The 15537-nt window shown below is 32.4% G+C and carries 8 protein-coding genes; 1 reads left to right on the plus strand and 7 read right to left on the minus strand.

The annotated features are described in order from the left end of the window. Positions 1–421: 421 nt before the first annotated feature. Positions 422–2218, plus strand: a complete 1797-nt coding sequence (gene typA / locus RMO70_RS14050; RefSeq protein WP_310557070.1) for a translational GTPase TypA — start codon at positions 422–424, stop codon at positions 2216–2218. A gap of 224 nt (positions 2219–2442) precedes the next feature. On the opposite strand, the gene RMO70_RS14055 is transcribed toward typA, so the two are convergent. The 7 genes from RMO70_RS14055 to RMO70_RS14085 form a co-directional block, all read right to left on the minus strand. Next, positions 2443–3132, minus strand: coding sequence for a Fe2+-dependent dioxygenase (locus RMO70_RS14055; RefSeq protein ID WP_310557071.1), 690 nt, complete (start codon positions 3130–3132; stop codon positions 2443–2445). Positions 3133–4287: 1155 nt separating this feature from the next. Beyond that, entirely contained in the window at positions 4288–5031 is a 744-nt protein-coding gene (locus RMO70_RS14060; RefSeq protein ID WP_310557072.1) for a response regulator transcription factor, read from the minus strand. Next, a complete protein-coding gene (locus RMO70_RS14065) occupies positions 5024–7096 on the minus strand; it encodes a sensor histidine kinase (RefSeq protein ID WP_310557073.1) in 2073 nt (690 codons plus the stop codon). The genes RMO70_RS14060 and RMO70_RS14065 overlap by 8 nt, the downstream gene beginning before the upstream one ends. Positions 7097–7292: 196 nt before the next feature. Beyond that, positions 7293–7907, minus strand: coding sequence for a hypothetical protein (locus RMO70_RS14070; RefSeq protein WP_310557074.1), 615 nt, complete (start codon positions 7905–7907; stop codon positions 7293–7295). Positions 7908–7914: 7 nt separating this feature from the next. Continuing rightward, entirely contained in the window at positions 7915–8691 is a 777-nt protein-coding gene (locus RMO70_RS14075; protein ID WP_310557075.1) for a hypothetical protein, read from the minus strand. A gap of 739 nt (positions 8692–9430) precedes the next feature. Beyond that, complete coding sequence (locus tag RMO70_RS14080) at positions 9431–10342, minus strand: alpha/beta hydrolase-fold protein (protein WP_310557076.1); 912 nt, start codon at positions 10340–10342, stop codon at positions 9431–9433. A gap of 85 nt (positions 10343–10427) precedes the next feature. Beyond that, on the minus strand, positions 10428–15533 hold the full coding sequence (locus RMO70_RS14085) for a T9SS type B sorting domain-containing protein (protein ID WP_310557077.1): 5106 nt from the start codon (positions 15531–15533) through the stop codon (positions 10428–10430). Between the last annotated feature and the right edge of the window lie 4 nt (positions 15534–15537).

Below are 15537 nucleotides of genomic sequence, written 5' to 3' on the forward strand. Positions count from 1 at the left end.
GCGGGGAGACTCGCCTTTTTTTATTGACTTCCCTTAAATGTTTCACGAACACCAAAAAAACAATAAAAAATAGTGAGCTAAAACATTTAAGGCGGGGAGACTCGCCTTTTTTTATTGACTTCCCTTAAATGTTTCACGAACGCCAAAAAAACAATAAAAAATAGTGAGCTAAAACATTTAAGGCGGGGAGACTCGCCTTTTTTTATTGGCTTCCCTTAAATGTTTCACGAACACCAAAAAAACAATAAAAAATAGTGAGCTAAAACATTCAAAGTGGCATCCTCACGGTTGTTGCTTTTTTTGTTTTTAACTAGCAAATGTATCCAAAACGTTAACTTATTCACTTGAAAATTAAAGACCTAAAACATTACTATGATTTATGTATTTTTTTATGTACTTTTGCACCCACAAAAAAACACAGATGGAATCTATTAGAAACATTGCAATTATTGCTCACGTCGATCACGGTAAAACTACATTGGTTGATAAAATTATGTACCATTGTCAATTATTTCGTGATAACGAAAATACTGGCGATTTAATTCTTGACAACAATGACCTAGAACGCGAAAGAGGAATTACAATTACTTCTAAAAACGTTTCGGTTACATATAAAGGTACAAAAATTAATATTATTGATACGCCTGGTCACGCCGATTTTGGTGGTGAAGTAGAGCGTGTATTGAATATGGCTGACGGAGTTTGTCTACTTGTAGATGCTTTTGAAGGACCAATGCCACAAACTCGTTTTGTATTGCAAAAAGCTTTAGATTTAGGTCTAAAACCTTGTGTAGTGATTAATAAAGTAGATAAAGAAAACTGTACTCCTGAAGAAGTGCACGAAAAAGTTTTCGATTTAATGTTCGAATTAGGTGCTGAAGAATGGCAGTTGGATTTTCCAACCGTTTATGGTTCGGCTAAAAATAACTGGATGTCTGACCACTGGGAAAACGTAACGGATAATGTGGAAGCATTATTAGATATGGTTATTGCCAATGTACCAGCTCCTAAAGTATCTGAGGGAACACCACAAATGTTGATAACCTCTTTAGATTTCTCAGCATTTACAGGTCGTATCGCGATTGGTAGATTAGAAAGAGGAGTTTTAAAAGAAGGAATACCAATTTCTTTGTGTAAAAGAGATGGTACAATAATGAAATCTAGAATTAAAGAATTACATACTTTTGAAGGTCTTGGACGTAAAAAAGTACAGGAAGTAATTGCTGGAGATATTTGTGCGATTGTTGGAGTAGAAGGTTTTGAAATTGGTGATACCATTGCCGATCATGAAAACCCAGAAGCGTTGCAAACCATTTCTATCGATGAGCCTACAATGAGTATGTTGTTTACTATCAACGATTCACCTTTCTTTGGTAAAGAAGGAAAATTTGTAACTTCTCGTCATATTAGAGATCGTTTGACAAAAGAATTAGAGAAAAACTTAGCAATGAAGTTAGGTGAAACTGATTCTGCTGATAAATATATGGTTTTTGGTCGTGGAGTACTTCACTTATCTGTTCTTATAGAAACCATGAGAAGAGAAGGGTATGAGTTACAAATTGGTCAACCACAAGTTATCATCAAAGAAATTGATGGTAAAAAATGTGAGCCAATTGAAGAGTTAACTATCGATTTACCAGAATCACTTTCAGGAAGAGCTGTAGAGTTTGTTACTTTACGTAAAGGTGAAATGTTGAGTATGGAAACCAAAGGGGAACGTATGATTATAAAATTCAACATTCCATCACGTGGAATTATTGGATTGCGTAACCAATTACTTACTGCTACTGCTGGTGAGGCTATTATGGCACACCGCTTTATAGGATATGAGCCTTACAAAGGTGAAATTTCTGGACGTAACAAAGGTTCATTAATTTCTATGGAAAAAGGAAAAGCGATTCCTTATTCTATCGATAAATTGCAAGATCGTGGTAAGTTTTTTGTGGAACCAAATGCTGAAATTTACGAAGGTCAAGTAATTGGAGAAAACTCTCGTGGTGACGATATGTGTGTAAACGTAACAAAAGAGAAAAAACAATCAAACGTTCGTTCTTCTGGAAATGATGAAAAAGCAAGAATTATTCCACCTATTATTTTCTCACTTGAGGAAGCTTTAGAATACATTCAAAAAGATGAATATGTTGAGGTTACACCAAAATCTATTCGTTTAAGAAAAATATATTTAACAGAAACGGATAGAAAAAGATTTAAGATCTAATTCATATAACGGTTTATACCAAAAAAACTCCAGAGAAATCTGGAGTTTTTTTGTTTTAATCTACATAAAGTTATTAATTTATTCGCAAAAAATAAATTAAATTTGTATGAATATTTATTTGGTCATATCATAGTAATCACAGTATGCAATTTTGCGTTATCGTTCGCGAGAATGTTTTGTCATATCCCCGAGATCGGGTTTTACATTCAATAAATAATGTTTTCCTATACCATCTCAGCCCACATCCTTATCAGGTTACTCCAGGTTTGTAACACCAACTGTGTTTGTTCTCCAATAGGATCACTGGCTGCAAGGGTTTCATGCAAGTGTTTCAAATCGCCCAGAATTTTTCGGTGTTCAGCCGAGCGCACCGAGCATTGAATCCAGGTTACGGCAACAGAACGAACACCCGAAGTTACTTCATTAACACAATGTACGTATTGGCAGGGATAAATTACGGCTGTTCCGGCTTCGGGTTTATAAGCAACTTCTCCGCCATCAGTTTGAATTACTAATTCACCGCCTTGATAGGTTGATGGATCGCTCAAAAAGATGGTCATCGCTAAATCGGTACGAATGGTTGGGTTTCCACCCATCAATGGGCTATCGACATGCCAACCGTAGCTCATTCCTTCCAGACATTTACTGAAGAGAAACGGGTAAACACGCGCAGCATAAAGCAGGTTGTTGAACTTAGGTTCTGCGTTGAGTGCATTGCCAATCAATTGATAAAGTTGTGGTAAGATGGTTCGGTCGTTTAGGTCAATCTGCAAATTATTTTTAACCAGCTTTGCGGCATCGGTAGCGGTAGTTTTGCCATCAATGTAAGGTGCATTTGTTAAATATTGATTGATCGATTTTAGGGTTTGCTCGTTTAATAGCTGAATCTGATAAACGTATTGTGGTTGTTGCATGTTTTTAAAATATGATGGTGTAAGCTAGTCAAAAAAACAATGTATAAGCCAATCTGGATATGTAAGATACATAAAATGGATTTTGTTAACAACAGGCTTCTTACGTAATAATTTCTTAATCGAACTCACGTTAACTATATAGTCCTGTTTTAACTCAAAACCCGATTGCACAGAAATCATCTAGTATTGACTGTTAGCGCAAAATTGCATTCTGTACCCTTTCCAAAAAGATACCAAACAAATCTAACACAATTATTATAGATATAATATAACCACACCGTATTTTTATATAGCTTTTTTTACTTGTATTGCCCGCTCAACTTTTGGGCACAGTATGCAATTATGCGTTATCGTTCGTGAGAATATTTTGTCATATCCGCGCCTTTAGATTTGCATAATAAATTATTCGTAATTTTAAAACAACCAAACTGACAAAGTATTGAAGACCAATTGATTAATTAGAGATTTGTCAATTTGTTGTTATACTTTGTTTGTAGCTGAGAAGTCTGAAACTTCGCAGGGACGTTCTAAGTTTATTTACTCTTCGCACTGCTGGATCATAAAAAAATGTCAATACAAAAAAGATATGCTATATGGAAAAGGAATATTTATTTTTAGGGTGTGTTGGGGAAACGTCAAAATACAAAGCGTTGCAGTTTATAATAAAAAAATAAAAAAATGTCTTTTTTATTTTTTAAGGTTCTTTTAGTATTAGAACCATTGTATTTTTACCATTATACCAATATTAGGATGTAGATAAACTAGAAATCTTATCAATCATCCCAAAGCTGGGTTTTCCCCTGCGTAGAAAAGACAAAATAGCTCATGAATACTGATAAATTTTATTTTCAGAAAATATTTTACAGATTATTACGTTGGTACTTTATAATAAACATAATGCGAACAAAAACGCAACCAATGAGATTATCAAAATTACTACTGATTACCAGCATCAACATTTGTAACGTTGGTCATTCAAAAACTTGGGAAAACTTAACATTCAATGATAATGTAGCAGGTTTACACCAAAATATATTCGTTTAAGAAAAATATATTTGACAGAAACGGATAGAAAAAGATTTAGATCTAATTCATATAACGGTTTGTAAAAAAAACTCTAGAGAACTCTGGAGTTTTTTTGTTTTTATTCAAAAGCTAAGCTACATAATTTTTTTTGCGGTAATTTTCTGGGCTATCTTCATTTATTTTTTTGAAAGCGGTACAAAAGCAACTATAATTTTGAAATCCCAAGTCAAAAGCAATTTCATTTATAGGAATATCGGTTTCTTTTAGTAAGCTACAGGCTTTTTCAATTTTTCTATTCAAGATATATTGGTAAGGAGATGTTTTTAAATATTGCATAAAAATTCGCGTTAAGTGTCGTTTTGTCCAAGAAGTGACTGCTAACAATTGTTCTACTTCCAGTTTTTTATCAATGTTGGCATTAATGTATTCTACAATACTTCTTACTTTGCTAGGTACAACTTCTTGGGTTGGATTTTCAGTCCGTAAGGTATCTATGTTTTTATGCTTATAATTATTAAGCACCACTGATATTGTGGTTATTAAATTTTCAGACCGAAAAGGTTTGACTATATACCCGTGTGGTCTGGTATCGTTAACTCTATCGAGTACCACTTTATTAGAATAGGACGTAATATAAATATAAGGAATGGTATCTTTTGCCAGCAAATAACTACCCAGATCTACACCATCTTTATTTTGATTTAAGTTAATGTCAATAAGCACCAGTGCAGGGTTATTTTCTTCAATGCACACAATGGCAGTTTCTACTGTTTTTATATTGGTAATCACTTCGTAACCCTCTTTTTCGAGAATAAATTTAATGTCAAGTGCAATAAGCGATTCGTCTTCTACCACAAGTATTTTCTTATTCATAGCTGGTTATTAATTTATTATTTTGAAAGGTTATCAAATAGTGCATTCCATTATTATTTTGAATACTTAGTTTGCCATCTATTTGAAAAACAAGTTCTTCCACTAGTTTTAATCCTAATGTTTTTTTTGACGCCTCTTTTTTTGGTATTCCTACACCATCATCGCTAATTAGGAGTTCATAATTGGTTTCTTTTTGTGTTAGTTTTAATGTGATAATTCCCGTTGGTTGGTTTACAAAAGCGTGCTTGTAGGCATTGTTAATCAGTTCATTTATGATAAGTCCTAAGGGAATAGCAGTTTGAATGTCAAAATGCACTTCGTCCATTTCAATTTGCAATGCAATGGTTGTATTTTGCGTTTCGAAAGCGTTTAAAATAGTTTGGGTTAAATTCTCGGTGTATTCTTTAAAATTCACTTCATTGAGATTTTCTGACTGGTATAAATTCTCGTGTATGAGTGCCATTGACAAGATTCTTGATTTACTCACTGCCAGAAAACCAGCTACGTTTTGGTTTGTTTTTTGTGCTTGAATGTTAAGTAAGCTCATGACGAGTTGTAAATTGTTTTTGACACGGTGATGAATCTCTTTGAGTAGGGTTTCTTTTTCCTGTAATGATTTTTGTATTTTATTACTTTTTTCTTCGAGTTTTAAGTTTTTCGATTCAATAATGCTGTTTTTAATTTTGATTATATTGAACGTGTATAAAAAGAGAATAAGTCCAAAAACACAAACCAGCAGGGCACAAAAAAAATAGATTAGGTATTTGTTTTTCGTAGTAATTTCTGTTTGTTTTTGCAACTGAGTAATTTGTAAGTTTTTTATTCGATTATTTTTTTCAGTAACATCCAGATCTACTTGTAGTTGCTGTATTTTATTTTTGTTAAAGTTGGCAGTGTTCGCATCTTTTATAGCAGCTATTTTTTTGCTGAAATAAAACGCTTCTTTGTAATTGTTTTGTTTTTCTTCTAGTTCTTCTTTAATTTTATAAACTCCAAGTTTCATTTCGTAAAAATCATCTTCTTTTAATAAACTCAGAGAATAATCTATATATTTTTCAGCAGTTTTTAAATCATTAATGGCTAGATAAATTTGTGCCTTTACAGCTTTACAATCAATTTCTACATTCCTTCTATTAAAGCCTATTTTTATTCGTTCATCGATATAAAATTCTGCTAAATCGTATTTTTTTAATTTATAATAGCACCTTGAAATATAATACAAACAAGCATAGTAATTATGAATATAATTATTGTCTTTGTAATATCTCAAATTGTCAATAGTAATTTTAAGTGCTTCTTTATACTGTTGCGTATCAAATAAAATTATTGATTTGGCATTTGTAGCATTATGAAAAAAAAGTTTTTGATTAGTTATTAATGCACTTTCTGTTACTAAACTATTATACTCTAAAGCCTTCTTGTAATTTCCAAGAGAATTGTGTATTTGAGAAATAAGACCATATGTTTGTATAATTCTTTTATTGTTTTTCTCAAATAACAACGACTTTTTGGCAAATTGTAAAGCTTCTACGTAATTACTATTGCTGTTATAACAATAAGATAAACTTAAATATACATAAGCAATATTCCTACTCTTTCTTGTTATTGCTAAATTTAAAGTATTGCGTAATAATTTTTTAGCATTAGCATTTTTTTCATTTATACTTAGATAAATTGCAAGTTTACAACTGCTTAAGATATAATTATCCCAATCTTTATATTTATAAAAAAGATCATTTGCTTTTGCTATATGCACAAGTGCCTGACTGAAGTTATTATTTGTTGAAAATATTTCAGCTTTATTACTGTAGTAAAAACCTAATTCTTTTGTTTGTTTGGTTTTTTTAACTATTTGACTTAGTTGTTCATTAAACATATTAAATTTTAAAACATCATATTTTTTATAAATTTCACAAAGTGCTTTGTAATGTTTTATGGTGTTTACTTCTTTTTTTTCGTTGTTAATTAATACTTGCAAACTATCTACACTTTCTTCATACTCTGTTTGGGAGAATAAAAAAGCGGTTTTTAAAAACAGAAATAAAAAAAGGAATTTAAATCTCATTTCATTTTAAATAATTTTAAAAGTACATTTTTTATGACAATATTACGGTATTTATTTGATGCAAAATGACACTCGCTGTGAGCGAGTGCCATATAAGCTTACTATTTTGTTTCCTTTACTTTATTGGCACGGATTGCAAATCTGCGCTATCGGGTTAAAGGCGTTACAAATATTTATTAAGTTTAACTATGTAAAATTAACATTCAGTTCCAACTGCAGTTAAAAGTATTATAAGTAAAGCACCCTCAAACTGAGTAGTACGTACTGCCAAAAATTTGCAAAATCTAACTTCAGGTGTCGCCGCTTCAGCTTCAGTGGCTATTAATGCGGGATCCACAATAGCAGCGATAAGGTCAGAAAAAATAACTGACAGAACACATTTTTTAAAAAACGATAGTGCACCAGCTGAAACAGCAACGCCGAGCATTGCAGACCCAAATAGTGCTAGTTTTTTATTTGCACAGTCCCACCATTCACCTAAATTTGGAGAATATAAAATTTTATTCATAATTTCAGTTTGTTCATTTATATTTAAATACTCGAAATCTGGAAAACTATTTTTAACTTTGGAGGCTAAATAAAAATTGTTTATCTCCCTTTTTTTTATTTCATTTAATATACTCTCAGGAGTTTGATCAACAAAATCAATACCTTGAATTATTGTCAAAACCATTTTATTCTTGATTAATTGAATAACTTCAGGTGAATTTGTCATTTTGAGAGCCATGTCATCAACTTTATTACTTGCATGGATATTTACACTGGTAAATAGCAGTATTGCACAAACGAAAATTGTTTTTAATGTTTTCATAGTATATTTATTTATAAGATTTAATTCCCGCAGGTTTTCTTAAAGATGTTAAGTTAGAATTAGAATTTTTCGCACATGTAAAAGTAGTCGAGAGGCCAGTATAATTTATTCCTTCATAAAACGTCTTAGTTAATGTGTTGACTTTGCTTTCATTATTCATATAAAAAGCAAAACCATATACATTACCTACATCACTAAGTAAAATAGAAGCTAAATTATAATTATTATTTTGAGCTGCATCTATAAGTACCGCTCCAGTACTTTCATTTATAGAATACTGTTTGATTGTTTTAGTACTTATGTCTGAATCACTTGAAGCACTAAAAATACCTGACTCTGAAAGCTCAGCACCACCTGCAATAATTTTGCGGAAATTAAAACCTATAACACTAATGTCAGCAAATGCAGGAATGAAGCTAGCAGGAGCACCCGGAGGAACAGTAAATCTTAATAAACTATTCTGTCTCTCCAATATCTCATTTTCAGCTGCAGCTCTATCGTTGTCAGCTAAGGCTTTCTCCAATTCTCCATTTGATTTTATATACTTTTCAAATTCATCAGGAGTCGTAGAAATGACAACCTTATTTGTAGAACCATCAAAATGTATGTTCCAAGCATCTTTAGCTGCTACTTTAACCGCATCATAATCGTAAGTAAGAGTACCATTAATAAAGTAATTCATTGTTGGTTCTATAACAAAATTACTTGTTGCTGCTGCAGCTTTGTCGGCTTCTTTAACACTATCTTCAACTGCACACGACCATTGTGTGGCAACAATAAGCATAAGTGCTACATATTTTAATTTAAAAATTTTCATAATATAATTTTTTATTTTTCCTACTCTATTTATGGTTTTTCGGAGTACACCATTGTGTCGTCTCGTTTGCTAGTTTTAATATTTTAAAAAACTAGCGGTGGGTTGGGGTATTTTTTGTTTTTTCATGGTTGTGTTGTTATTGGTTAATAATTATTTGTACAGTTTTTAAAAATCTTTGAGTTTGATACTATTGCTAAAACAAAATACAGGGCTACAACTACTACTAATAGGTAAAAAGTTGGGTTGTGTGTAGTTTGTGTTTGTATGGTTATAAGTTATTGTTTGTTATTGTTATGCCAAAATTAGGCAAGTTGCAAACAGGCTCTTTATAGAAAAAGGACATGATATATGGAAAAGGGACATTTATTTTTAGGGAGTGTTAAAAAAACCTTAAAATACAGGGGATGGGCGTAATAAAAAAAATGATGTTTTTTGTATAAATATAAAAACCACCATAAAAAGTGGTGGTTTTACACATTAGGGCAAGTCATAAATATTATGTGTGCGTTTCCGTATTGTTACTGTCGTATGGCAGTGTTTATACTGCGTAGCACCAAAATATATTTGTTTAAGAAAAATATATTTAATGGAAACAGATAGAAAAAGATTTAAAATCTAGTTTTGTCACACTGAGCTTGTCGAAGTGTAAATAGCAAAAACCATCAAAGCAAGTTGATGGTTTTTCATTTGGCTGATTATAGTTTTATTATTTTCCTAATAAAAAAACTAACGGAAAATCCAATCTCTTTTTCCAAGAGGCTTCCGAATGATTTTCTCCTGGAAAAAATTTGGTAATCCAGTTTGCTTCTGAATATCCTTTGGATTTCATAATGTCATCAATTTTTGCTTGAAAATTTTTGTAAAAAGCATCAATGGTTTGGTCTCCATAATCCATATAAATTTTATGATTTTTTGGATTGGGTAAATGAGTCTTCAAATAATCTCTAAATTTTGAAGCAATATCAGCATCAACATCAAATCGAGTGTCTACTTTGCTAATCATAGGCGAATGTGTCGAAATTCCTGCTACACCACCAAATATAGTTGGGTATTCACAAATGGCATACAATGAAATTAATCCACCCATACTGGCTCCTGCCATAAAAGTGCTTTTTTTTTGGGTGTTGGTCGAATAGTTTTTATCAATATAAGGCTTCAATTCGGATGTAATAAATTTCAAATAATTATCAGCTTGAGGTTTGCTTTTAAGACTTTCTTCAACAATAATTTTGCGAGTAGTTTCAGGAATGTTTGAAATTATTTTTTCTGGAAAATATTCGGAATGACGATAATCTCCATTATTCCAAATGCCAACAACAATGAATTTTTTGACTTTGTTAGTGCTTATTAATCTTCCGGCAGTTTCGTCTATTTCCAAAGCCAGTTTGTTCCAAGTGGCTTCGGCATCAAAAAGCATTTTTCCATCGTGCATGTATAAAACGGCATATTTTTCTTGGTTTGAATAGCCATCAGGTAACCAAATGTCAATGTTTCTTGCATCAACATATTTGGATTTAAAATTTTCTAGTCTTTCAATTTTACCAGATGTGACTTTTATTTCTTGTGCCAAAACATTGAAATAAGAAAGAATTGACAGTAGTATTGAAATTTTTTTCATAAAATATATAATGGTATTTAAAAATTTGTGTTGGTAAAAAAATAGCCCAACTTAAAAGTTGAGCTAAATGTATTCATAAATTTTATTATCGTTTTAAACTAAAGTTGCCCTTTACGTTTCGTCCGTCTTCAAACTCTATCGTGTACCAATAATCAGTTGATGGTAATGCAGTTCCATTGAAAGTACCATTCCAGCCTTGATCTAAAGGAGATATTTGCTTTATTAGTTTTCCAAAACGGTCAAAAATATAAATTATTGTTTTTGAATTGAATGTGGCACTTACTCCTTTTACATTCCAATAATCGTGAAATCCATCTCCATTTGGAGTGAAATATTTGGGTATTCCAAGTACATTTATTGTCTCAGAAACGGTTCCGCAACCATTCAAATCTTTTATGTAAATAATATGAATGTCTGAAGAAACATTGGTAAAAATATTGCTTTCTTGGAATGGTCCAAATTCTTCATCTAAACTATACACATAGTCGCCTGGACCAGAAACATTAATAGTTATTGTATTGTTATCTGTCAAGTCTACAATAGTAGTAGGCTCAATAGTTGCTATATTTGAAGCTACAACAGTAATGGTTCTTGTTCGGGAACAAGATGCTATTAATGGATTTGGATTCGGTATTGAAACCTGAACAGTATATATTCCTGCTTCGAAGATTGTTAGTTCGTATCCCGTTTTAGCAGGAACTATTGGTGTTCCATTCAAACTCCATATATAAGTATAATTTGTTGTTGGTGTTCCATCGTTAATTCCTGCATCTAATGTTATTGTAAAACTTGGATTGTTTGTGCATACTAATGCATCTCCAACTAAGTTAATCTTTGGAACCGGATTCACTAAAAATGTGATGGGTCTTTCAGCAACGGGACAATTGTTTCCTACTACAGTGTTTTTTACTACGGCTGTAATTGTTGTTGAAGAAGTTATAAATGTGGCAGGAAAGGGGCTGACTACTGGATTTCCTAAATTATCAAGTAAAGGATTTCCTAAATTGTCTAAATAGGTAATTTCTACATTAGTTTGACTGCCTTTCACATCACTTTCAAGATTCAACGTATTAAATTCCAAGATTCCATCTTGTGCATTTGGGTCAGTTTCATCATCACATTTCGTTAAGATAACATTGGTCACTGGAAATGCTTCTGGTAAATTATCTACAGTAAATTTGATAAGGGTTTCATCTTGACACAACTGAGTTGTATTGTTTACAACTACCGCTTTTATTGTTTTAGATGTTGTAGAAAAACTATTTGGAAACGGACTCGTAATAGCTACCCCATTTGAATCGGTCAAAGGAGAATTTGTTGCATTATCAAAATAAGTGACTGTAACAGGAAAGGTTTGATTGCTTCCTAAAAGAGAAGTTTCTAATGTTGGCGTATTAAAATTAAAAATTCCGTCTTGATCGGTATCACATTCTCTATACTCATTTACAGGGTTTGCAAACGGTAATTTTTCTACATTTAGTTTTATAAATGGTCCAAAACCACTACAAGCTCCCAAAACATTATTTACTCGTACCCAAACATCTTGTGCATTCGGTATGTCATTTCTAAAATTAGTCAATTGTGCAGTAGGAATTTCAAGAGAAATACCTGTTGTAGCATCAATTTGTTCCAATGCATCTGCTTCGTTTCTGTAATATTTGAATATATAATTAGAAAGTGGTGGAGGCAATTGCCTTTGAACTGCGGTTATTCCAGCTGATAAATTAAATGCGGATATTCCGTCACGTTTGTTTATCTCTGCAGTTCCAGTATTTCCACCATTGGCATCTAAAATATCATCACAAACTGGATTTTGAGTGAAACTATACGTTTGAGGTATGTTTGAAGCCGAAGCGATTAAGGTTATTTGTGCTACTCTAAAACAACCGTCTGTGTTTACTATTCTGGCCCAAACATTCATTGGGGAAGCTGTATTTGGAAAAGCATCAAAATTAGATATTAATTGTGCTGCAATTGCACCATTGGCTCCAGCAGGAGTTCTGTAATAAGTAAAAGTTTCGGTTGTTACAATAACTGGACTTAGTATGGCATCATTTTTAAGGGTTAAATTAAAACTTGTCAACAAATCTAAATCGTCATCACACTGAATTATGGTTACATCATTTACGATTGGTAATGCTAAAATTTTCAATTGAACATCAGCAGAAAGTAATCCACAAGAGTTGCCTACTTTACTTAACAAAACTCTGTATTTGTAATTGTTCATTGCAGTTATAACGTTTGTTATGGTAAGTGCATTGAGAGTTGCTCCAGAGTAGGTTGCATTATTCGTTACATTAGTCCAGTTTATTCCATCGGTTGTAATTTGCCATTGGTAGGTATTTCCACCATTGTCAACAAGTGATGTTATCGTTACATTTTGAAATTCGCAAGTAGGTGCCAGTGTTGGTTGTGTTGTAATTACAATAGGAGCAGAGGTAATGTAGTTGGCATTAGGAACTAAATATCCAGAACCACTGGTAACAACTCCATTAGCATTTACGGTAGGTGGAGCAATCAGACCTAAAATCCCATCACCATTACTATCTGGTGTTCCTGGGAAACCAGCTTCAATAACATCATTACACAAGTCATTGTCTGAATCTAATTCACGATAGTTTTTGATTCCATCCGTGTCAGTATCTGCTATTCCTTCATTCGAGTCGTAAATCCCATCGTTGTCTGAATCTAAATCTAAATAATCAAGAACTAAATCTAAATCAGTATCGACTGGAATAAAACCAGTTTCAAAAGCATTGTCAAGTCCGTTACCATTGGTGTCTGTATTTGAAATTGCAATAGAAGCATTGGCTTGAGCTTCTATAACATCAAAAATTCCATCATTATCACTATCAGCATCTATTTGATCTGGAATTCCGTCAGTATCAGTGTCTTTTGGAACACAGATTGCATACAGTTTGAATGTCGATTTGTTTCCTGCTGTATCTAAAAGATTTCTATGGGTAATTTTAAAGTTATTGGTTTGGTAAGACAAAAATTTAAAAGTGCCTGAACCTGCTGCTATTGGAATGGTTCCGTTAATTCTAAAACGAATTTCAAAAGAGGAAAACTTAGTAACTCCACTTTCGTAGATACCATCATAATTTGTATCTATTAAAAGTTGGTTACTAGGATTTAAAACCGTAATAGTTTTATCTACATCACAATTTACAATATATTCCGCATTTGAATTTAATAAATCACTAGTATTTGCAGTAGCTCCAACATATTCTAAACCAATGTTTATAGGTTGTGGAAATTGAACATTATAGACTACTTTGTATTGCTTTCCAGCTGGAAGTTCCGTTACAAAAGTTCCATCTGCATTTCCAATAAATGGAGTCCCAATAATAGGAAGGGGTAAATTATTTGAGAATGTACCAGTAAACGTATTTGAGTATGTTCCTACTGCAACAACTCCAGTTGCCGAATTTGAAATGTTTAAATCTTGATTTCCATAGGATTCAGTACAGTTTGTTATTCCGTCGTTATCATTATCAATATCGATATCATCAACGGATAAATCACCATCAATATCTGTGGGACAAATACTTACAGGTATTTTGTCAGATTCAATAGGTAAACCACAGTTTAATATACTGGCGATTACATTATAATACCCTGGCATTGTTGGAGTATAAACGTTTGGAGGTACAGGATTTGTTTGTAGTATACCATCAAAATACCAATCGAAAGTATCAAACGAAGTTAAACTGTTTACTTCTAGCTTCGTGTTTCCAAGACAATTACTTGAAGTAAGGTTGATCCTGTTAAAAGCAATTTCGGGTTTAAAAGCAAAACCTGAATAAAAGCCACCATAAGTTGCTGCACCACTGGTTCCGAAATAGGAAAGATATACAGATTTTGATGAAAATACTGATACATTTCCTGTAAACCCTTCAAAAGTATAAGTTTCGTAACTAGTGTTCCCTGTTACAGCAAATGGACCATTTACAGTTATCCCTGCAGTTGATAATGCTGCTAATGTATAAGACACTCCGTTTATTATAAAATTTAATACCGCAGCAGTTTCTGTAACAATACAAACTGTTCCAGTAAAACTATTATTACCTCCAATTTGATTTATAAATGGAATATTATCTATGACTTTAGGAGTTTCGCAACTTAATGGAGGCAAAAAATGCATATTCTGATTCGCTTGGCTACCAGATCCTCCAATTCCTTGATAAGCAAAAACATTTTTAGATGTTTTTACATAAAGGTTATTTGAGGCTGAAAATTGAGAGCCGTCTAATGCAATATATTGTCCAGCATTTAATGTGGTTGTTGGAGTTGCACTTCCGTTAAGAAACACTTCTGTATTATTTTCATGTGCAACTATTAAAGGTCTTTCTATAACATTTACACCATTTCCTTTTATAAAAATATATTCTTTCCCAGTTCTTTCAACAGATACAATTTGGTCAAAACCAATATCTGAGCTATTGCCAGTATCTCCATTAGTACCTCCATAAGAACCACAATTTACAGCTACTGGTTTTGTTGAAGAGATTAGAGCACCAATAAGCCCATCTTTGTTTTCTAAATCAGGTCCTTGAACAGCCATTATGAAACTTTGTCCACTATTTAAAGTAATGCTTGCTGGTGTATTTCCTGCTCCAGCATTATTTATTAAAGATACACCAGGTTTTAAATCACTAAAAGAAATAACAGTATTATTTTCTGTTGCTAGTATTGATGCGAAGGTATAATGTCTTGAGTCACTATCGACTCCAGTATTTATAAAAGCTCCAATTCTGAATTGTGTTCCCAATGCAGCAAGACCTTTGGATACTAGTCCTCCAGCATGATTTGGATTTCCCACATTATTTAATGCAGCACTAAGTCTTACTGTCACATAAACTAAATCTTCGGCTTCAACAATGTATCCTTTGTTATTTAGAATGGTGTTTACTTTTACTCCGCTTGCAAGTATTTGAGTATCTGAGCCATTACCTATAAAAATTGCTTGCGGATTGTCTCTTCTTACAGTTCCTGTAGTTATACCTCCACCAATAGCTATAATTCTATAATTAATATTTACTAGACTCGGACTTGAAATATATAAATATTGATCTAAAGTTCCATAAGCATCTGTATTAGATAATGGTGGAATATAATGTGTCTTACTAAATTGAGAAAAACCATTGAAAGATATTAAAATAAATAAAAGTAGTACTCTTGTTTTCATTTGG

The sequence above is a fragment of the Flavobacterium sp. genome, assembly GCF_031422135.1.
Taxonomy (GTDB): domain Bacteria; phylum Bacteroidota; class Bacteroidia; order Flavobacteriales; family Flavobacteriaceae; genus Flavobacterium.